Origin of the sequence: Microbacterium sp. NPDC055910 (assembly GCF_042271185.1) — a bacterium.
Classification (GTDB): domain Bacteria; phylum Actinomycetota; class Actinomycetes; order Actinomycetales; family Microbacteriaceae; genus Microbacterium.
On record NZ_JBHJZS010000026.1, the window covers coordinates 25,155 to 43,489 of the forward strand.

The following is an 18,335-nucleotide window of genomic DNA, read 5'->3' on the forward strand; positions in this document are numbered from 1 at the left end:
GCTACGCCGTCTCACCCCAGCAGCGCATGCGCGATCGTGAAGATCGCCAGACCCGCCAGGGCTCCGACGACCGTGCCGTTGAGGCGGATGTACTGCAGATCGCGGCCCACCATGAGCTCGATCTTCTCCGTCGTCTCCGCCGCGTCCCACTTCTCGACCGTGTCGGTGATGATCGAGGCGATGTCGTGGCGGTAGCGGTCGACGAGGAACACCGCGGCATCCGTCGCCCAGCGGTCCACGCGGCCCTGCAGGGCGGCATCCGTCGTGAGCCGCTCGCCGACCTCGGCGAGGGCCGCCGCCGCGCGACGACGCAGCGGGCTGTCGGCATCGGCGAGTGAACGCAGCAGCCCGGCTTTCGCCGTGCCCCACGCCTGCGCCGCGAGATCGCGCACGCGCGGGCTGTCGAACACCGCCGCCTTGGCGTCTTCGAACCGGCCGATCGTCGCGGGGTCGTGCCGGAGGTTGTCGGCGAGGCGCACGAGGTATCCGTCGATCGCGAGACGTGCCGGATGCCGAGGATCGGCGCGGACCGCCGCGACGAACTTCGTCGCCTCACGGTAGGCGGTGTCGTCGATGAGCCGGTGCGCGACCGAGGGGAGCCAGCCCGGCAGACGGCGCGAGAGCAGTCCCGCGAAGGCCTCCTGGTTGTTCTCGAGCCATGTCGCGATGCTGTCGGCGGCGAGGTCGACCGCGGCGTGATGCGCGTCGGCGTCGACGATGCGCGAGAGCCAGTCGCCGAGCGGCGGACCCCACTCGGGGGCGATGAGGTGCTCGCGGGCGAGATCTTCGATGACATGCTGCACGTCGTCGTCGCTCAGCGCGCTGAGCACGCCCGCTGCCATCACCGACGCCTCGGCGGCGATGCGGTCGGCATGGTCCGGCTGCGAGAGCCATTCGCCCAGCCGTGCCGACAGCGCGGTCGCCTCGAGCTTGGTGCGCACGACGTCGCCGCGCAGGAACTCGGTCTCGACGAACTCGCCGAGCGTGCGCCCGATCTCGTCTTTGCGGTTCGGGATGATCGCGGTGTGCGGGATCGGAATCCCGAGCGGGTGGCGGAACAGCGCCGTCACGGCGAACCAGTCGGCGAGGGCGCCGACCATGCCGCCCTCCGCCGCCGCCCGCACGTAGGCGAGCCACGGGGCCTGCTGCTGCAAGACGAAGGCGACGACGAACACGATCGCCATGAAGATCAGCGCGCCGAGCGCGACGCCCTTCATGAAGCGCAGTCCGCGACGCCGCTCCTGATCGGCCGGACTCAGCAGATGAGTCGGGGTGCGCGCCATGGCGTCATCTTCGCACGGGGCGGGGCGGGCGGAGGCCGACGCGGCGGGGCCGAGGGCAGGTCGGGTGGCGAGCCGACGGGGAGGGTGGTCGGTCAGGTCTGTCGACGCGCAACCGCCGCGACCCCGTCGCCGTCAGGACTCGAGCGGCCCGAGCCAGGCCGAGGCGGCCGTCGCGTGGGCGGACTCGGGGTCGGAGGGGTGGAAGAGCCCCGCGACCACGTCGCGGTAGAGCCGGCTGAGCTCGGACCGCGTGAAGTACGACGACCCGCCCGCCGCGAGCACGGCGTCGTCGACGACGGACTTCGCCATCGTCACGGCCCGGTGCTTGACGCCGCTCAGCAGCGTGAACCAGCGCGGACCGTGGTCGACGAGCCCGTCGACGTCGCGGCAGAGCGCCTCGATCTGCGGCGGCAGCGCGTCGTAGGCGAGGGCCATGTCGGCGATGCGCCAGCGGATGTCCGGGTCCTGGCTGTACGTCGTGCCCGTCTTCTTCGACGTGCGCTGCCGCACGGTCTCGACGGCGACGTCGAGCGCTCGCCGTGCGATGCCGGTGTAGACCGAGGCGAGCAGCAGTTCGAAGACGCTGAAGATGCCGAACACGATCGGATCGGGATTCGGCCCCGGCGCCACCCGTCGCACGACCCGGTCGGCGGGCGCGACGGCGCCGTGCAACTCGGTCGTGCGCGACTGCGTGCCGCGCATGCCGAGCGTGTCCCAGTCGTCGCGCGTCACGACGGCCTCTGACCGCGGAACGAAGGCGTACGCCAGCTGCGGGGCATCGGGCGAGCTCGTGTCGAGGCCGTGCAGCCCCAGCTGCGTCCAGACGGGTGCGAGCGAGGTGAAGATCTTCGTCCCGGTGAACGCGTACCCGCCGTCGGCCCGGGGCGCAGCATCGGTATCGCTGCCGAACAGTACGAGGTCGTTGCCGGCCTCACTGATCCCGAACGCGAACACCTCGCCGGCGGCGGCGCCCTCCTGCACGAACCGCATGCTGTCGATGCCACGATCGGCGAGCACCTTGGCGACCCCCGTCCAGACGAGGTGCATGTTGATCGCGAGCGCCGTGGCCGGTGCGGCCGTCGCGAGGCGCTGCTGCAGAACGGATGCCTCGGCCAGGCCGAGGCCCGCACCTCCGAGTTCGCGCGGCACGAGGATCGCGAGGTAGCCGATCGCCGTCAGCTCGGCGAGGTCCTCGTCGGGGAACGTGTTCTCACGGTCGTGGATCACCGCTCGAGCACGGAACCGCTCGAGCAGCTCGTCGGGCAGCATGCCGGCGGGGTCGAAGGTCGTCATGACAGTGCCTCTCTCAGATGCCGGATGGTGTCCTCGGGCTTGTCGCGGTGCGGCGAGTGCCCGGCGCCCGTCACGACGGACATCGTCACCCGCGGATTCGCGAGCACCTCGGCGGCGAGCTCACCCGCGAAGATCGAGTAGACCTTCGGATCCGACGCGATGATGTGGGTCGGAACCGACAGACGGGATGCCGCCTCCCTTTCGTCCCACGCCGGGTTCTGGACGCTCGTCTGCTCGACCGCCCACCGGCTGGCCTGCTGTGCCGACAGTGCCTTGAGCTCGACGTCGTTCTCGTGCCACGTCGGGTGCTCGGCGCGGACGGCGGCTGCGGTGGGGTCGGCGAACGAGCGCTCCTGGCTGTTGCGGACGATGTCGCGGTCGCGCGGGCTCAGGTGGACGGCCGGGTCGATCAGCACGAGCCGGCGCGTCCACGCGGGATCAGCCGCTGCCGCCGACGTCGAGGCCGCCGCGCCGAGCGAGTGGCCGATCACGAGGTCCCACGCGCCGGCGTCGTCGGGCCGTGTCAGCGCGAGATCGGCGGCGTAGGCCGCGATCGTGTAGTCCAGGGCGCGCGGCGCCGTGCCGTGGCCGCGCAGGTCGATCGCGATCGCGTGCCAGCCGTCGTCGGCGAGAGCCACGCCGTAGCGCCACATGAGCGCGCCGTTCGACCCGAGACCGTGCACGAGCAGAGCGCGACGCTCCGCAGCGGGATCACCCCACGACAGGCGGGGGAGAGTCAGGGGAGTCGGCATGTTTCCAGGGTATGCCGCCTCGCGTCATCGTCGAGGGCGTGCCTCCCGTCACAGGCCGAGGACGTCGCCGCCGAAGACGACGACGGCGGATGCGAGCACGGCGACGGCGGCCGTCGCGAGCACGATGAGCACGAGGATGTTGCCCAGCAGTGTGAGCACGAAGGCTCCGAGGGGAAAGACGTTGTTCGTCACACTCCGACGCTACGAACGGGGCCGGGGTCGCGGCATCCGTCTGCGGCACGATCCGCGTACCTCTCGAGGATGATCGCGTCAGGGTCGGGCGATCGGCCCCGTGATCGTCGAGATCGGCTCGGTGTCGGGGATCGGGCTCACGTCGCGATGGCGCAGGTCGGGGAACCAGCGCACGAAGACGACGGCGACGAGAAGCCCGACCGCCGCGAACCCGGTCCCGGCGATGTAGGCGCCGCTCGGGCCGATGTCGTCGATCAGGAAGCCCGCGATCGCCGACCCCGTCGCGGCGCCGATGAGCTGTCCCGTGCCGACCCAGCCGTAGGCTTCGGCGGTCTCGCTGAACTTCACGCTCGCCGAGGTCATCGCGAAGATGACGGCGAGGGCGGGGGCGATCCCGATGCCGGCGAGGACGAGGGTGCCGCCGAGCCACCACACGTCGAGCGAGAGCATCGTGAGCGACAGGCCCACCGTGACGATGGCGAGGCGCCGCGCCATCGACCAGCGTCCCATCGGCAGGTGGCCGAGGGCGAGGCCGCCGCCGAGGCTGCCGAACGCGAAGACGGCGAGCACGAGACCCGCCTCGAGGCCGCCGTGGTCGAATGTCGCGACGACGCCGGCTTCGACGGCGGCGCACGCGCCGATCAGCAGGAAGCCCACGACCGTCGCGAGCAGGACGGGCGGCTTGGCCAGCACGCGCCCGATTCCGCGGCGGCTCGGCGGGATCCGCACGCGCCCGAGCTCGGGGGAGAAGAGGAACCACGTGCCGCCGCCGACCAGGACGACCACGACGACCAGGAGCGCCGGGACGGTTCCCACCTGCGTCGCGACGAACGTGATGACGACGGGCGCGAGGATCCAGATGACCTCTTGCAGCGACGCGTCCAGCGAGTACAGCGGCGTCAGCTGCTTGGCCGTGACCATCTTCGGGTAGATCGTGCGGACGGCGGACTGGACGGGCGGCGTCGACAGGCCGGCGATGAGTCCGAGCACCATGTACAGCGGCACGGGCAGGACGAACAGGGCGATCGAGAGGATCGCGAGCACGCAGACGGCGAGGGCGATCGAGATGACGCGCCGCATGCCCCACCGGCCCATCCAGCGACTCGTCACGGGGCCCGCGACGGCCTGGCCGATCGAGGTGGCCGCGAGCACGAGGCCGGCGGCGCCGTACGAGCCGGTGACGTGCTCGATGTGCAGCAGGACCGCCAGGCTCGTCATCCCGTTGGGGAAGCGAGCCGTCAATTGTGCTGCCATGATGCGCCCGACCCCGGGCGTGCGCAGAAGCTCCCGGTACCCCGCCACGGATCAAAGGTAGTGCCTTCGGATGCTGCCGAGCGACACGCCGACGACACGCCAGGGCGTCCATCCACAGGCCGATCCGATGTCGGAACCCCCTCGTAGCGTCCCACCTGTGGATCGTTCGAGTGTCCGGCATCCGAAACAGGCGTGATCCTGGTCTTTTCGGACGCCGAAGACAGGGCGCGTCCTGTGGATGAATCGGTGGACAACTTGTGTTGTACCTGTAGAGAACGGTGGAAAACTACACGGATGTAACTACTAGACCTTGTGGTGCTATCGAATGTCGGTACCCATATGTAGTATTGGACTCCCGGTGGGGGGAAACCGCCGGAAAGCATCGAATGTAAGGGGGAGACGGATCCATATGGCGATCACGGTCTACACGAAGCCGGCGTGCGTGCAATGCACCGCGACGTATCGGGCACTCGACTCGAAGGGCCTCGAATACGAGGTTCTCGACCTGTCCGAGGATCCCTCGGCCCTCGAGCAGGTGAAGGCGCTCGGCTACCTGCAGGCGCCTGTCGTCATCACCGACGAGGACCACTGGTCGGGCTTCCGTCCCGACAAGATCGACGAGCTCGCGTCTCGTCTCTGACCAGGAACACATCACTGAGGGGGAAGGCCATGCAGGTCGCCGTTGAGGCACCGCTGCTGGTGTACTTCTCGAGCGTTTCCGGCAACACCGCCCGCTTCATCGAGAAGCTGGGCATGCGTGCCGAGCGCATCCCGCTGTATTCCTCTCACGAACCCCTTCTCGTGAACGAGCCGTTCGTCCTGGTCACCCCCACCTACGGGGGCGGCCAGGGCCGCGGCGAAGAGAAGGGGGCCGTTCCCAAGCAGGTGATCCGGTTCCTCAACGACGAGCGAAACCGTCGTCACATCCGCGGAGTCATCTCCGCGGGGAACACCAACTTCGGCGATGCGTTCTGCCTCGCCGGCGACATCATCAGCCGCAAGTGCCGTGTGCCCCACTTGTATCGGCTAGAAGTATTCGGCACGCCGGACGACATCGATCGCGTGAGCGACGGATTGGAACAATGGTGGAATCTGCAGTGACCGAGGCGCGGACCGACTTCAAGCACAACCCCGCGTTCGAAGGGCTGGACTACCACGCCCTCAACGCGATGCTGAATCTGTACGACGCCGACGGCAAGATCCAGTTCGACGCGGACAAGCGCGCGGCGCAGGAGTACTTCCTGCAGCACGTGAACCAGAACACGGTGTTCTTCCACTCGCTCAAGGAGCGGCTGGACTACCTCGTCGAGAAGGAGTACTACGAGCCGGCCGTGCTCGAGAAGTACTCGTTCGACTTCATCTCGAAGCTCAACGACTTCGCGTACTCGAAGAAGTTCCGGTTCGAGACGTTCCTCGGCGCCTTCAAGTACTACACGAGCTACACGCTCAAGACCTTCGACGGCAAGCGCTACCTCGAGCGCTTCGAGGACCGCGTCGTCATGACCGCCCTCGGCCTCGCCGACGGTGATGAGAAGCTCGCCATGGACCTGGTCGAAGAGATCATCTCGGGGCGCTTCCAGCCGGCGACGCCGACGTTCCTCAACTCGGGCAAGGCGCAGCGCGGCGAGCTCGTCTCGTGCTTCCTGCTGCGCATCGAAGACAACATGGAGTCGATCTCGCGCGGCATCAACTCGTCGCTGCAGCTGTCCAAGCGCGGCGGCGGTGTCGCCCTGCTGCTGTCGAACATCCGTGAGGCCGGCGCGCCGATCAAGCAGATCGAGAACCAGTCGTCGGGCATCATCCCCGTCATGAAGCTGCTCGAAGACAGCTTCAGCTACGCCAATCAGCTCGGTGCGCGTCAGGGTGCGGGGGCGGTCTACCTCAACGCCCACCACCCCGACATCATGCGCTTCCTCGACACCAAGCGTGAGAACGCCGACGAGAAGATCCGCATCAAGACGCTGTCGCTGGGCGTCGTCGTGCCCGACATCACGTTCGAGCTCGCCAAGAACGGCGAGGACATGTACCTGTTCTCGCCCTACGACGTCGAGAAGGTCTACGGCGTGCCGTTCGGCGACATCTCCGTCACCGAGAAGTACCGCGAGATGGTCGACGACGCGCGCATCAAGAAGACCAAGATCAACGCGCGCGAGTTCTTCCAGACGATCGCCGAGATCCAGTTCGAGTCGGGCTACCCGTACATCATGTTCGAGGACACGGTGAACAGGGCCAACCCGATCAAGGGCCGGATCAACATGTCCAACCTCTGCAGCGAGATCCTGCAGGTCAACACGCCGACGACGTACAACGAGGACCTGTCGTACGACCAGATCGGCAAGGACATCTCCTGCAACCTGGGGTCGATGAACATCGCCCTCGCGATGGATGGCGGCAACCTCGGCCAGACCGTCGAGACGGCGATCCGGGGGCTCACCGCGGTGAGCGACCAGAGCCACATCGCCTCGGTGCGCTCGATCGAAGACGGCAACGACCGTTCTCACGCGATCGGCCTCGGCCAGATGAACCTGCACGGCTATCTCGCCCGCGAGCACGTGCACTACGGCTCGGAAGAGGGCCTGGACTTCACGAACATCTACTTCTACACGGTGGTGTACCACGCGCTGCGTGCGTCCAACCTCATCGCGAAGGAGCGGGGCGAGGTCTTCGACGGGTTCTGGGATTCCACCTACGCGTCGGGGGAGTTCTTCGACAAGTACATCGACCAGCAGTGGATTCCGCAGACTGAGCGCGTCGCTGAGCTCTTCGCCGATGTCCACATCCCGACCCAAGAGGACTGGACGGCGCTGAAGGCCAGCATCCAGGAGTACGGCATCTACAACCAGAACCTGCAGGCCGTCCCGCCGACCGGTTCGATCTCGTACATCAACAACTCGACGTCGTCGATCCACCCGATCGCATCGAAGGTCGAGATCCGCAAGGAAGGCAAGCTCGGTCGCGTCTACTACCCGGCGCCGTTCATGACGAACGAGAACCTGGAGTACTACGAGGACGCGTACGAGATCGGCTACGAGAAGGTCATCGACACGTATGCCGCGGCGACGCAGCACGTCGACCAGGGCCTGTCGCTCACCCTGTTCTTCAAGGACACCGTCACCACGCGCGACATCAACAAGGCGCAGATCTACGCGTGGCGCAAGGGCATCAAGACGATCTACTACATCCGCCTGCGGCAGCTGGCGCTCGAAGGCACCGACATGAACGAGTGCGTTTCCTGCACGTTGTGAGTGATCCCTCCCGGTGATCGAGTAGCCGCCGAAGGCGGCGTACCGAGATCCCCGAACTGACGAAGATCTGCGAACCGACGAAGAACTGAAGGACTCTGATGGCCCCCGAGAAGCTGCAGCTCCTGGACCACGTCCAGGCGATCAACTGGAACCGCATCCAGGACGACAAGGACCTCGAGGTGTGGAACCGCCTCGTGAACAACTTCTGGCTTCCCGAGAAGGTGCCGCTGTCCAACGACATCCAGTCGTGGAACACGCTCACCCCCGACGAGCAGACGATGACGATGCGCGTGTTCACGGGGCTCACGCTCCTCGACACGATTCAGGGCACGGTCGGTGCGGTGTCGCTCATCCCCGACGCACTCACCCCGCACGAAGAGGCCGTGTACACGAACATCGCCTTCATGGAGTCGGTGCACGCCAAGAGCTACTCGTCGATCTTCTCGACGCTGTGCTCGACGAAGGAGATCGACGAGGCCTTCCGCTGGTCGACCGAGAACGTCAATCTGCAGAAGAAGGCGCAGATCATCGTCGACTACTACCGTGGCGATGACCCGCTCAAGCGCAAGGTCGCCTCGACGCTGCTCGAGTCGTTCCTGTTCTACTCGGGCTTCTACCTGCCGATCTACTGGTCCTCGAAGGCGAAGCTCACGAACACGGCCGACCTCATTCGCCTCATCATCCGCGACGAGGCCGTGCACGGCTACTACATCGGCTACAAGTACCAGCGCGGGCTCGAAACGGTCGACCAGGCTCGGCGCGACGAGCTCAAGGACTACACGTTCTCGCTGCTCTACGAGCTCTATGACAACGAGGTGCAGTACACGCAGGACCTCTACGACAACGTCGGCCTGACCGAGGACGTCAAGAAATTCCTGCACTACAACGCCAACAAGGCGCTCATGAACCTCGGCTACGAGGCGATGTTCCCGTCGTCGGTGACGAACGTGAACCCCGCGATCCTGTCCGCGCTCTCGCCGAACTCCGACGAGAACCACGACTTCTTCTCGGGTTCGGGCTCGTCGTACGTCATCGGCAAGGCCGAGGCCACCGAAGACGACGACTGGGACTTCTAGAACTCAGGGCGCCGCTACCGTGGCACGTATGAAGCGTTCTGTGCTCGTCCCCGCCGTCGCCCTGGTCTTCGTGCTCACCGGCTGTGCAGGGTCGGACCCGTCGCCTACGGCCACGCCGAGCAGAACCGCGACGGTGGCCGGAACGCCGACACCGGCGGCCGAGACACCGGCGGCCGAGACGCCGACAGCGGATGCGCCGACCGAGGCAGCGCCGACGGACGACGCGCCGTCGGATGACGCACCGGCCGAAGGCGACACGCTGACCTCACTGAACATCGTCGCTCCCGAGGCCACGGGTGTGCGGGAGACCGGGCCGGGGCGCTGGGAGATCTCCACCAGCATCCCCACCCCGCGCGGCGAGCCCGGCAGCCCGGAAGCGCAGGCGGCGCTGGCGCTCTGTGAGGAAGCGATTCGCCTCGGGGCAGCCTACGTCTCGGTTCTCGATGCCACCGGGACCGCCCTCGTGCTCTACGGCGACCCTTCATCCGGCGACGCCTGCACCGAGGTGTGACGGCGTCCCGCGACGCGACAGAACGGATTCGTAGCGTCGCCCGTGCTGACACTCACTGCGGGCGAGCGTCCCCGGTGTTCGGGGTCCACCCGAACCACTGACCGCCGGAGCGGATGACGCTCCACTCGCCGCACACGAACACCGTATCGGCCTTGTACGCGTCGGGGGCGTTCTCGAGCGTGAGCGTCGGGCTGGAGTTGCGTTCGGTCTCCTCGCACGGGTCAGCGAGGTCGGATGCCGACGTGAGGAGCAGGACCGCCGCTCCGCTGTCGGTCTCGACCGGCGTGCGGACGGTGATCTCGGTCGCGTCCTCCGGAACCCAATCCGCGGACACGGCCGCCCCCTCCGCCATCTCCGCGACGTTGTCGTGGTGGGTGGTGACCTTCCGCTCGAGCAGGTCGTTCGCGGTGGAGCACCCACTGAGGATGCCGGCGGTGCAGGCGGCGAGCAGGAGGGCGGCAACGGCGGTGGCGGGGCGGTTCTTCGTCATGGTTCCAGCATCTCGGCACGTTTCCCGCGGCACATCGCCCGCGCGGACGACATCGCATACCTCCCGGGGATGACGCAACACGTCTGCGCGGTCGGCGGCCTGGGATACCGTGAGCGAAGCGTCGGAGAATCCCTCCGATCGACCGAGCTTCGAGACGAGAGTGAGCCGATGAAGGCGATCGCACGCTGGCTGCTGGCCGGATCCATGGTCTTCGCGGGGATCAGCCACCTGTTCTGGGCCCGTAAGGAGTTCCAGGCGCAAGTGCCCGACTTCACGGCCCGAGTCATGGACAAAGACGGTGTGGTCGTGGCATCCGGTGTCGTCGAGGTCATGCTCGGCGCGTCGCTCGTGGCGTTGCCGCGCTCGCGCCGCACGATCGGAGCGATCCTCGCCGCGTTCTTCATCGCCGTCTTCCCCGGCAATATCGAGCAATGGCGCCTGAAGCGCGACGGCTTCGGGCTCGACACCGACCGCAAGCGCCTCGTCCGGCTGTTCTTCCAGCCGGTGCTCGTCGCCTGGGCGTTCTGGTCGACGCGCGACTGAGCGTCAGCGTCAGCCGATGAGGTCGGTGAGCGCGTCGAGACCCATTCCGTAGTTGATGCGTACCGTCGGCAGGGCGAGCTTGTCGGTTCCGATCGACACATAGCCCGGTTCGATCGTGCGGGCCAACTCCCAGCCGGCTTGCCTCAGCGCTTCCTTCGAGGTGTCGTTGTAGTGCCCGAAGGGGTAGGCCATGACTTCCTTCACGCCGAGAGCAGCGCCCGACGTCTCCATGTCGGCGACGATCTCGGGCACCGACCAGTTGACGATCCGGCCGTCGCCGTTCGCGCCCGCCTGGTGCATGTCATGCGTGTGCGACCGGCGGAGCACGTAGGGCGACGGCGCCGGATCCTGCCGGTACGCCGTGACCATGAACGACGTGGAGAGCACCTCGTGTGCATCGACGACGGGCACCGCGAGATCGAACCAGGTCTGATCGGCGTCATCGTCGGTCACGATGACCGAGCGATTCGGCAGGAACAGTCGCCCGTCGATGAATGCGGACAGTTCGTCCCAGGTCGGCAGATAGAAGCCGGTGGAGGCGATGTGGCTCATGTGCGCGTCGAAGTCGCCGATGTACGCGTAATTTCCGCGCAGCCAGCCCGCTTCGCCCTCCGGCTTCGCGGTGAACTGGTGATACATGAGGATCGGGATGCGCGCGCCCTCTGCGGCGTTGAGCTCGGGGGACATCCACGAGCCGTGCAGCGTGACCTGCTGGTCGCTGCATTCGACGGCCTCCGACCCGTTGATCCGCCCGGGGACCGCGTAGGCCGCGGCATCCGCCGACGTCGCGTACCAGCCGGCGAAGACAGCACCGTCCTGCGCCGGAATGGGCAGTCCGGTGTAGAGCGCCCCCTGCGTCTGCAGCATCGGCGGATCGGCGATCCCGTCGCCCGCGAAGGTGACGACGCACGCGTTCGGGTCGTCGGTCGACGCGAGCAGTTGTTGCTGCACCGTGAGGGGCGTGGGAGTCGGTGTCGGGCGGGGTGAGGATGCCGCGGGGGAGGGAGTCGACCGGCCACCGGCATCCGTGGTGATGGCCATCGTCGCCGCGACCCCGGCCGCGCCGATGAGCACGGTCGCCGTCGCGATGACCGCGACCGTCGTCGCCCAGCGGCGGCCGGGGGCTGTGCTGTTCAACGGGGTCCCTTCGCCGGCGATGCGCCACGGCGCCATCCTGGCGAGATCTTTCCCGCAGACGACCGTGCATCAGTCAGTTGTAGCGAAATTCGGGCTGCTTCGTGGGACGTGTGGCACTGGCCGCGATCACCCGAGCGACAGATCGCTTGACCCGGCAGGCATGGCAGGGCACGCTGGGCGACGAGATGGAAGCCAGCGCCGGAGCCGACACACCGCTCCTCGCGCACGCTCGACTCGTGGCGCTCACGCTCGCCCCGCCGACGAAGGCGACGCGAGCATGACGATGTCCGCCGCGAGCACCTCGCTGCAGCGCACGTATCGCTACGTCCGGCTGTCGCTCGTCGGCATCGTGGTGATGCTCGCCGCGGCGATCGCGGTGCAGTGGATCAACAGTGGCCCGCTCGGTTCGGTGAGCGCGGCGTACTACACCGCAGCCGGCCCGATCTTCGTCGGTGGTGTCTTCGCCGTCGCCCTCGCGCTGCTGGTGCTGTCCGGCCGCAGCTTCGGGCAGGTGTCGCTGGACCTCGCCGCGATCGTCGCCCCGCTGATCGCGGTCGTGCCGGCACCGGTCTTCGCGGGTGACGTGCCCGGCCTCACGCTCACGTGCCCGCGCGGTGTCGAGCCGTGCGTGCCCGAGGCCTTCGTGCCGGCGGTCGCCACCGGCATGACGGCGCTGCTGGTGACCGCGGCTGTGGGCTGGGGGAGCGTGTTCGTGCTGGCCATCGTGCAGGGAGCGGTGTCGAGACGACTGCTCACGCTCGTCGTCTCAGGGGTGCTCATCGCCGCCACGACGGTGTGGTGGTTCGCGGCATCCGACAGCTTTCTGCGGGTCGGCCACGTCATCGCCGCAGCCTCGTTCTTCGCCTTCATCGCGCTCGCCGCCCTCGCGTCAGGGATCGACGCCGGTCGTGCGCGCGCGTTCGGATATCGAGCCGTCTATCTGACGATCGCGATCGCGATCGTCGCCATCCTGCTGGCCTTGCTCGCGGTGGTCATCGCCGGCTCTCTCGGCGCCGCGGTGCCCGAGCCGTGGGGGATCTCCCCGGTCTTCCTCGGAGAAGCCGCCGCCCTCGTGCTCTTCGCGGCCTTCTGGGTCGCCCAGACGATCGAGACGTGGAACGATCCCGACCCGACGTTCCGCTCGGGAGCCGCCGGCAACCGGCTCTCCGCGCCCCGCTAGGCTGACCCCGATGCCTCTTCTCTCGCTCCTCGTCATCGGCGTGATGGTGTTCTCGCTCGTCGACATCATCCGTCGCGACGATTTCCAGGTGAAGCACCTGCCCAAGACGATGTGGATCATCATCGTGATCCTGCTGCCGATCATCGGCAGCGTGCTGTGGTTCACGCTCGGACGGGTGTACCCGGAAGACGGTCCGCGGATGCCGCGCCCCGCCGCGCGACCGCGGACTCAGCCGGCCCCGGCCCCGGCCCCGATCCGTCACGACGTGCGCACGACCGAGCAGCAGCTCGCCGAGCTCGAGCGGGAGATCGAAGAGGACCGGCTGCGCGCCGAACTCGCCCGGCGTCGGCGCGAGCAGTCCGGCGAGAGCGCCTGATCCTCGACGTGCTCTCGGTGCGGCGACCTCCGCCGCGGCGTGTCACCGCCGCGTGGACGCGGTGACGGTGAACTTCGCGTTGCGCGCGATCTGACGGGTCGGACCGACGATCTTCTCGAGCGCCGCGCGGTAGCGCAGGCCCGAATTGAACACCGTCCACAGCTCTCCGCCGGGGCGGAGCACCCGCGCGGCATCCCGGAAGAAGCGCTCCGCGAGGTCTTCGGTCACGGCGCTGCCGCTGTGGAACGGCGGATTGAGCGCGATGAAGCCGGCGCTGTGGGCGGCGAGCGCGCCGAGCAGGTCGTCGCGCTCGACCCGCACGCGGTCGGCGACGCCGTTCGCCGCGGCCGTCGCGCGGGCCGAGGCGACCGCCGCCGCCGACTCGTCCGAGGCGTACACGGTCAGGTCGGGGTGACGCAGCGCGAGCGAGGTCGCGACGATGCCCGTGCCGCAGGCGAGGTCGATCGCCGGAGCGGCCACGCGATCGGGCAGGTGATCCCGCAGCAGCCTCGTGCCGATGTCGATCGACGGTCCGGCGAACGCGCCGCCGAACGCGCAGACGACGAGGCCATCGTGCTCCCGTGTGCGAGGCGTGGGGTCGTGCCCGTCACGCGGGCCGCGAGCGATCAGGACCCGTGACTTCTGGCGTGCGTGCGTGATGTCGAGTCGGTCGAAATTCGCGCGCAGCACCTCGTTCATCGCGAGCGTCATGTGCTTGATGCGCCCGCCGGCGAAGACGACGACATCGGATGCCGCGTGGGCGGCGATGAGCGCGGCGATATCGCGCAGCGCGTCGAGCGAACGGGGGAGCCGGACGAGCACGACGCGGGCACCGGCCACGAGCGACGCATCGAGACCGTGCGAGACGAACGTGTCGGAGAGCCCGGCGCGCTCGGCGTTGGCGGCGAGCGCCCGCTCGCCCGTCAGAGCGTCCTGGTGGACGCGGATGCCCCGGACCCCCTGCGCGGCGGCGCCGAGCGCGAGGGCGCCGTACGCGTCGCCGATCACGGCGAGCTCACCGGGGGCGAGGTCGGCGAGCGCAATCGCGGACTCGTCCAGCAGCAGTCGGTCGGCGGCGTCCACGGCGACGAGCCCGGGTGCGTCGAGGTCGGGCCAGCGTCGCAGGTCGTCGAGCGAGAACATCACCGCTCCACGCTAGTCCGCGGCATCCGGTGTCGTCGGCAGGTCACGCGCGAACGTAGGCTTGAACGCACCCCCCACCCGAGGAGACCCGTGTTCCGCACGCCCCAGACCCTGTTCCGCACGCTGGCGATCGCCGAGGCGATCTCGTGGACGCTCCTCATCACGGGTCTGATCCTGCGGGCGACGCTCGACCTGTCCATCGCGACGACGATCGGCGGCGGCATCCACGGGTTCGTGTTCTTGTCGTACGGGGCGACGGCGATCCTCGTCGCTAAGAACCAGCGCTGGCGTCCGGGCCCGACGATCAGTGCCATCGTGAGCGCGATCGTGCCGTACGCGACGATCCCGATGGAGATCTGGCTGCACCGCTCGGGCCGGCTCCGCGGAGCGTGGCGGCTGGAGCAGACGACCGACCCGCGGGATGCCGCGTGGCACGACCGGCTCATGCGCTGGTTCCTGCGCCGGCCGTGGGTGCTGGCGATCCTGCTGGCGCTCGCGGTGATCCTCGTGTTCGTCGTGCTGTTGATCATCGGCCCGCCGGGTGGGCGGCACTGATCAGGCCCCGTAGTCCGGGAGTTCCTGCAGCGTCCACGTGTTGCCATCGGGATCGTCGAAGGTGACGAAGCGTCCCCACGACTGCTCGTCGACGCCCTTCGCGTCGACGCCGACACCGTGCAGATGCGCGAGCGCCTCGTCGGCGTCGGGAACGACGACCTGGATCGTGTCCTGCCGGCCGGGTTCGAGCGAACCGCCGAGACCCGTGCCGAGCGCGATCGAGCACGCCGAGCCGGGCGGTGTCATCTGCACGAACCGCAGCCCCTCGACCGGGGTCTCGTCGTGGTCGGCGATGAAGCCGATCGTGACGTAGAAGTCCTTCGCGCGGTCGACATCGGTCACCGGCACGAAAATGAGTTCGATCTTCCAGTCCATGAGGGATTCCTCTCGTTCTTCCGGATGGCACGTTCACGGTAGACGTCGTCGAGGACATCGATCGTCCGCAATGACGTGCCGCGCGAAACCGCGTGTGCTGTTCGCCCTGGGCGATCGCGTCAGGGAATAGGCGTCGCGGACGCTCGTTGAACTTGATATGACTATGCTCAACTTTGTAAGTTGATAGTCCTCTACTCAAGTTTCACAGGAGAGATGGCATGCCCGAAGACTTCACCCCCTCGACCGGATCCGACGCCAACGACGGCTCGTTCGACGAGTTCCTCGCGCGGTACCTCGCGGGCGAGCGCGCCCGAGCGGGTCGCTCAATCGACCTCAGCCGCTTCCTCGGCTCGCGCACGCAGGAGATCCTGCAGCGCGCCGGCCGGTTCGCGCTCGAGCGCGGCCAGCACGAGCTCGACGCGCTTCACGTGCTGCGCGTGCTCGTGGCGGAATCGCCCGCGAAGGACGCCGTCGAGCGCATCGGCGCCGATCCCGCCGCGATCGCCCGCGCGACCGAAGAGCGTCTGCCCGCGGCATCCGGTGCCGCCGGTGTCGAGGGTGCCGTTGTTACACCGTCGGTGCAGCGCGCTCTGTTCCACGCGTTCCAGGTGGCACGCTCGTCCGGATCGACCTACGTCGATCCGGAGCACCTCTTCTTCGCGCTCGTGCTCGCCCAGGACACCCCCGCCGGTCAGGTGCTGGCGCACGCCGGCGTGACCGCCGAGGCACTCACACAGGGAGCGCGTGAGACCGTCACCCCGGGCGGCGTGGGCTCCGAGCAGCAACCGGATGCCGCGGCATCCGCCACGCCGATGCTCGACCGATTCGGCACCGACCTGACCGCGCTCGCTCGGGCGGGCGAGCTGGATCCGGTGATCGGCCGCGCCGCGGAGATCGAGCAGACGATCGAGATCCTCAGTCGACGCACGAAGAACAACCCCGTCCTGGTGGGCGAGGCCGGCGTCGGCAAGACCGCCGTCGTCGAAGGTCTCGCGCGGGCGATCACGGCCGGCGAGGTCCCCGACCAGCTGCGCGACAAGCGCGTCATCGCGCTCGACCTGCCCGCGATGCTCTCGGGCACGCGCTACCGCGGCGACTTCGAAGAGCGACTCACCGGAACGATGGACGAGATCGCCGCGCAAGACGGCGAGCTCATCGTCTTCATCGACGAAGTGCACACCGTCGTCGGTGCGGGAGGCGGCGGCGAGGGCTCGATGGACGCCGGCAACATCCTCAAGCCGCGTCTCGCCCGCGGCGACCTGCGCCTCGTCGGTGCGACGACGCTCACGGAGTACCGCGTGATCGAGAAGGACTCCGCGCTCGAACGCCGCTTCCAGCCCGTCCGCGTCGGCGAGCCGTCGGTCGAAGACGCCGTGCGCATCCTGCACGGGCTCAAGCCCGCCTACGAAGACCACCACGGCATCGTCTACACCGACGAGGCGCTGCGCGCCGCCGTCGAGCTGAGCGATCGCTATCTCACCGAGCGCGTGCTGCCCGACAAGGCGATCGACCTCATCGACCAGGCCGGTGCGCGCCTGCGGCTGCGCCTGGGCGCGAAGGTCGACGTGAGCGCGCTCATGGCGCAGCTCGCATCGCTCGAGGCGGACAAGAACGCCGCCGTCTCGGCCGAGCACTACGAAGAGGCCTCGCGCCTGCGCGACGAGATCGCGGCCGTGCAGGCGAAGATCGAGCACGCGGCCGAGAACCCCGCGCGCGTCGAGCGGGACGCGACGCAGCATGTCGTCGACGAACCCGAGATCGCGGGCGTGATCAGTCGCGCCACCGGCATCCCCGTCGCCCGTCTCACCCAATCGGAACGCGACCGGCTCGCGCGCCTCGAGGACGAGTTGCACGCGCGCGTCATCGGGCAGGACGACGCCGTCGCGGCCGTGGCGAAGGCCGTGCGCCGCAGTCGCACGGGAATGGGTGACGCGCACCGCCCCGTCGGATCGTTCCTCTTCCTGGGTCCGACCGGAGTCGGCAAGACCGAGCTCGCGAAGGCGCTCGCGAGCTCGTTGTTCGACGACCCTTCGACAAGCTCAGGGACCGGGGCGACAACCTCAGGGACCGGGGTGGCAGGCTCCGGGTCCGGGGCGACAAGCTCAGGGACCGGCGTGGCAGGGTCGGGGAACAGCGTGATCCGGTTCGACATGAGCGAGTTCGGCGAACGGCACACCGTGTCGCGACTCGTCGGTGCCCCTCCAGGCTACGTCGGGTACGACGAAGCCGGGCAGCTCACCGAGCGTGTGCGGCGCAATCCGTACTCGATTGTGCTGTTCGACGAGATCGAGAAGGCGCATCCGGATGTCTTCAACCTGCTGCTGCAGGTGCTCGACGACGGCCGACTCACCGACGGCCAGGGGCGCACGGTGGACTTCCGCAACACGGTGATCGTGATGACCTCGAACCTCGGCTCGGAGTTCCTCGCGTCGCGCGGCGGCGCCATCGGCTTCCTCGCCGACGGCGGCGGGTCCACCGGCTTCGGGTCGGAGAAGGACCTGCGCGATCGGGTCATGGGCAAGCTGCGCGAAGCGATGCGACCGGAGTTCCTCAACCGCATCGACGAGATCGTGCTGTTCCGCAAGCTGGAGAAGTCGCAGCTGCGCACGATCGTGCACCTGCTGCTCGGCGCGACCGAGGCCCGACTGGCGCGGCGTGACGTGACGTTCGCGGTGACCGACGCGGCGATCGAGTGGCTCGCCGAGCACGGCTACGAGCCCGAATACGGGGCGCGGCCGCTGCGCCGGCTCATCCAGCGCGAAGTCGATGACCGGCTCGCCGAGCTGTTCGTGACGGGCGCCCTCACCGAAGGCGGTTCCGTGACGGTGGATGCCACCGCCGACGGCCTCGTCGCGATGTCGGGCGCACCGCTGGCCGCCGCCGCCTGAGCGGATCGTCGACACCCGCGTCGACACCGATCGGCGCGGGTG

General features: G+C 68.3%; 20 protein-coding genes. 11 read left to right on the forward strand and 9 right to left on the reverse strand.

Features of this window, described 5'->3' with window-relative positions:
• Positions 1 to 11: 11 nt before the first annotated feature.
• The 5 genes from ACFC3F_RS11200 to ACFC3F_RS11220 all read right to left on the reverse strand — a co-directional run bounded on the left by ACFC3F_RS11200 (position 12) and on the right by ACFC3F_RS11220 (position 4,822).
• A complete protein-coding gene (locus ACFC3F_RS11200) occupies positions 12 to 1,283 on the reverse strand; it encodes a DUF445 domain-containing protein (RefSeq protein ID WP_376129403.1) in 1,272 nt (423 codons plus the stop codon).
• A gap of 132 nt (positions 1,284 to 1,415) precedes the next feature.
• Complete coding sequence (locus ACFC3F_RS11205; RefSeq protein WP_376129405.1) at positions 1,416 to 2,576, reverse strand: acyl-CoA dehydrogenase family protein; 1,161 nt, start codon at positions 2,574 to 2,576, stop codon at positions 1,416 to 1,418.
• On the reverse strand, positions 2,573 to 3,328 hold the full coding sequence (locus ACFC3F_RS11210; RefSeq protein ID WP_376129407.1) for an alpha/beta fold hydrolase: 756 nt from the start codon (positions 3,326 to 3,328) through the stop codon (positions 2,573 to 2,575). The genes ACFC3F_RS11205 and ACFC3F_RS11210 overlap by 4 nt, the downstream gene beginning before the upstream one ends.
• Positions 3,329 to 3,376: 48 nt before the next feature.
• Entirely contained in the window at positions 3,377 to 3,520 is a 144-nt protein-coding gene (locus ACFC3F_RS11215) for a hypothetical protein (RefSeq protein WP_376129408.1), read from the reverse strand.
• A 78-nt stretch (positions 3,521 to 3,598) separates the two neighbouring features.
• Positions 3,599 to 4,822: an MFS transporter gene (locus ACFC3F_RS11220; RefSeq protein ID WP_376129409.1), complete on the reverse strand. Its 1,224-nt coding sequence runs from the start codon at positions 4,820 to 4,822 to the stop codon at positions 3,599 to 3,601.
• Positions 4,823 to 5,183: 361 nt separating this feature from the next.
• On the opposite strand from ACFC3F_RS11220, the gene nrdH reads away from it, so the two are divergent.
• From nrdH to ACFC3F_RS11245, 5 genes are all read left to right on the forward strand, one after another.
• A complete protein-coding gene (gene nrdH, locus ACFC3F_RS11225; protein ID WP_376129410.1) occupies positions 5,184 to 5,414 on the forward strand; it encodes a glutaredoxin-like protein NrdH in 231 nt (76 codons plus the stop codon).
• Positions 5,415 to 5,443: 29 nt separating this feature from the next.
• On the forward strand, positions 5,444 to 5,875 hold the full coding sequence (gene nrdI / locus ACFC3F_RS11230; RefSeq protein ID WP_376129412.1) for a class Ib ribonucleoside-diphosphate reductase assembly flavoprotein NrdI: 432 nt from the start codon (positions 5,444 to 5,446) through the stop codon (positions 5,873 to 5,875).
• Positions 5,857 to 8,019 (forward strand): class 1b ribonucleoside-diphosphate reductase subunit alpha, encoded by a 2,163-nt coding sequence (gene nrdE, locus ACFC3F_RS11235; protein WP_376129415.1) that lies wholly within the window; start codon positions 5,857 to 5,859, stop codon positions 8,017 to 8,019. Before nrdI ends, nrdE begins: the two co-directional genes overlap by 19 nt.
• Before the next feature lie 98 nt (positions 8,020 to 8,117).
• Positions 8,118 to 9,095 (forward strand): class 1b ribonucleoside-diphosphate reductase subunit beta, encoded by a 978-nt coding sequence (nrdF, locus tag ACFC3F_RS11240; RefSeq protein ID WP_376129417.1) that lies wholly within the window; start codon positions 8,118 to 8,120, stop codon positions 9,093 to 9,095.
• A 28-nt stretch (positions 9,096 to 9,123) separates the two neighbouring features.
• Positions 9,124 to 9,606 carry a hypothetical protein gene (locus ACFC3F_RS11245; protein ID WP_376129419.1) on the forward strand — a complete coding sequence of 161 codons (483 nt, stop codon included), beginning with the start codon at positions 9,124 to 9,126 and terminating at the stop codon, positions 9,604 to 9,606.
• A gap of 52 nt (positions 9,607 to 9,658) precedes the next feature.
• Here ACFC3F_RS11245 and ACFC3F_RS11250 read toward each other — a convergent pair whose 3' ends face one another.
• Positions 9,659 to 10,096 (reverse strand): hypothetical protein, encoded by a 438-nt coding sequence (locus ACFC3F_RS11250; RefSeq protein ID WP_376129421.1) that lies wholly within the window; start codon positions 10,094 to 10,096, stop codon positions 9,659 to 9,661.
• A gap of 168 nt (positions 10,097 to 10,264) precedes the next feature.
• On the opposite strand from ACFC3F_RS11250, the gene ACFC3F_RS11255 reads away from it, so the two are divergent.
• Positions 10,265 to 10,639 (forward strand): hypothetical protein, encoded by a 375-nt coding sequence (locus ACFC3F_RS11255; RefSeq protein ID WP_376129424.1) that lies wholly within the window; start codon positions 10,265 to 10,267, stop codon positions 10,637 to 10,639.
• A 9-nt stretch (positions 10,640 to 10,648) separates the two neighbouring features.
• Here the strand turns inward: ACFC3F_RS11255 and ACFC3F_RS11260 are convergent, their stop codons facing one another.
• Complete coding sequence (locus ACFC3F_RS11260; RefSeq protein ID WP_376129427.1) at positions 10,649 to 11,776, reverse strand: xylanase; 1,128 nt, start codon at positions 11,774 to 11,776, stop codon at positions 10,649 to 10,651.
• Between the two features lie 146 nt (positions 11,777 to 11,922).
• Here ACFC3F_RS11260 and ACFC3F_RS11265 point away from each other — a divergent pair, with 146 nt between their 5' ends.
• The 3 genes from ACFC3F_RS11265 to ACFC3F_RS11275 are packed head-to-tail and all read left to right on the forward strand — an operon-like array spanning position 11,923 to position 13,332.
• Positions 11,923 to 12,057: a hypothetical protein gene (locus tag ACFC3F_RS11265; RefSeq protein ID WP_376129430.1), complete on the forward strand. Its 135-nt coding sequence runs from the start codon at positions 11,923 to 11,925 to the stop codon at positions 12,055 to 12,057.
• Positions 12,054 to 12,956, forward strand: a complete 903-nt coding sequence (locus ACFC3F_RS11270) for a hypothetical protein (protein ID WP_376129432.1) — start codon at positions 12,054 to 12,056, stop codon at positions 12,954 to 12,956. The genes ACFC3F_RS11265 and ACFC3F_RS11270 overlap by 4 nt, the downstream gene beginning before the upstream one ends.
• Before the next feature lie 10 nt (positions 12,957 to 12,966).
• Positions 12,967 to 13,332, forward strand: coding sequence for a PLDc N-terminal domain-containing protein (locus ACFC3F_RS11275; RefSeq protein ID WP_376129434.1), 366 nt, complete (start codon positions 12,967 to 12,969; stop codon positions 13,330 to 13,332).
• A gap of 42 nt (positions 13,333 to 13,374) precedes the next feature.
• Here ACFC3F_RS11275 and ACFC3F_RS11280 read toward each other — a convergent pair whose 3' ends face one another.
• Entirely contained in the window at positions 13,375 to 14,475 is a 1,101-nt protein-coding gene (locus ACFC3F_RS11280; RefSeq protein ID WP_376129449.1) for a class I SAM-dependent methyltransferase, read from the reverse strand.
• Between the two features lie 90 nt (positions 14,476 to 14,565).
• Here ACFC3F_RS11280 and ACFC3F_RS11285 point away from each other — a divergent pair, with 90 nt between their 5' ends.
• Positions 14,566 to 15,030 (forward strand): DUF3817 domain-containing protein, encoded by a 465-nt coding sequence (locus ACFC3F_RS11285; RefSeq protein WP_376129436.1) that lies wholly within the window; start codon positions 14,566 to 14,568, stop codon positions 15,028 to 15,030.
• On the opposite strand, the gene ACFC3F_RS11290 is transcribed toward ACFC3F_RS11285, so the two are convergent.
• Entirely contained in the window at positions 15,031 to 15,405 is a 375-nt protein-coding gene (locus ACFC3F_RS11290; RefSeq protein ID WP_376129438.1) for a VOC family protein, read from the reverse strand.
• 218 nt (positions 15,406 to 15,623) lie between these two features.
• Between ACFC3F_RS11290 and ACFC3F_RS11295 the strand changes: the two genes are divergently transcribed.
• Complete coding sequence (locus ACFC3F_RS11295; protein WP_376129441.1) at positions 15,624 to 18,293, forward strand: ATP-dependent Clp protease ATP-binding subunit; 2,670 nt, start codon at positions 15,624 to 15,626, stop codon at positions 18,291 to 18,293.
• Positions 18,294 to 18,335: the final 42 nt, after the last annotated feature.

What these genes read in the sequence shown, in the direction of transcription:
- nrdH (WP_376129410.1), top strand. Translation starts at nt 5,184, where the DNA reads ATGGCGATCACGGTCTACACGAAGCCGGCGTGCGTGCAATGCACCGCG.
- ACFC3F_RS11295 (WP_376129441.1), top strand. Translation starts at nt 15,624, where the DNA reads ATGCCCGAAGACTTCACCCCCTCGACCGGATCCGACGCCAACGACGGC.
- ACFC3F_RS11200 (WP_376129403.1), bottom strand. Translation starts at nt 1,283, where the DNA reads ATGGCGCGCACCCCGACTCATCTGCTGAGTCCGGCCGATCAGGAGCGG.
- ACFC3F_RS11270 (WP_376129432.1), top strand. Translation starts at nt 12,054, where the DNA reads ATGACGATGTCCGCCGCGAGCACCTCGCTGCAGCGCACGTATCGCTAC.
- nrdI (WP_376129412.1), top strand. Translation starts at nt 5,444, where the DNA reads ATGCAGGTCGCCGTTGAGGCACCGCTGCTGGTGTACTTCTCGAGCGTT.
- ACFC3F_RS11280 (WP_376129449.1), bottom strand. Translation starts at nt 14,475, where the DNA reads ATGTTCTCGCTCGACGACCTGCGACGCTGGCCCGACCTCGACGCACCC.
- nrdF (WP_376129417.1), top strand. Translation starts at nt 8,118, where the DNA reads ATGGCCCCCGAGAAGCTGCAGCTCCTGGACCACGTCCAGGCGATCAAC.
- ACFC3F_RS11205 (WP_376129405.1), bottom strand. Translation starts at nt 2,576, where the DNA reads ATGACGACCTTCGACCCCGCCGGCATGCTGCCCGACGAGCTGCTCGAG.
- ACFC3F_RS11210 (WP_376129407.1), bottom strand. Translation starts at nt 3,328, where the DNA reads ATGCCGACTCCCCTGACTCTCCCCCGCCTGTCGTGGGGTGATCCCGCT.
- ACFC3F_RS11275 (WP_376129434.1), top strand. Translation starts at nt 12,967, where the DNA reads ATGCCTCTTCTCTCGCTCCTCGTCATCGGCGTGATGGTGTTCTCGCTC.
- ACFC3F_RS11290 (WP_376129438.1), bottom strand. Translation starts at nt 15,405, where the DNA reads ATGGACTGGAAGATCGAACTCATTTTCGTGCCGGTGACCGATGTCGAC.
- nrdE (WP_376129415.1), top strand. Translation starts at nt 5,857, where the DNA reads ATGGTGGAATCTGCAGTGACCGAGGCGCGGACCGACTTCAAGCACAAC.
- ACFC3F_RS11245 (WP_376129419.1), top strand. Translation starts at nt 9,124, where the DNA reads ATGAAGCGTTCTGTGCTCGTCCCCGCCGTCGCCCTGGTCTTCGTGCTC.
- ACFC3F_RS11255 (WP_376129424.1), top strand. Translation starts at nt 10,265, where the DNA reads ATGAAGGCGATCGCACGCTGGCTGCTGGCCGGATCCATGGTCTTCGCG.
- ACFC3F_RS11250 (WP_376129421.1), bottom strand. Translation starts at nt 10,096, where the DNA reads ATGACGAAGAACCGCCCCGCCACCGCCGTTGCCGCCCTCCTGCTCGCC.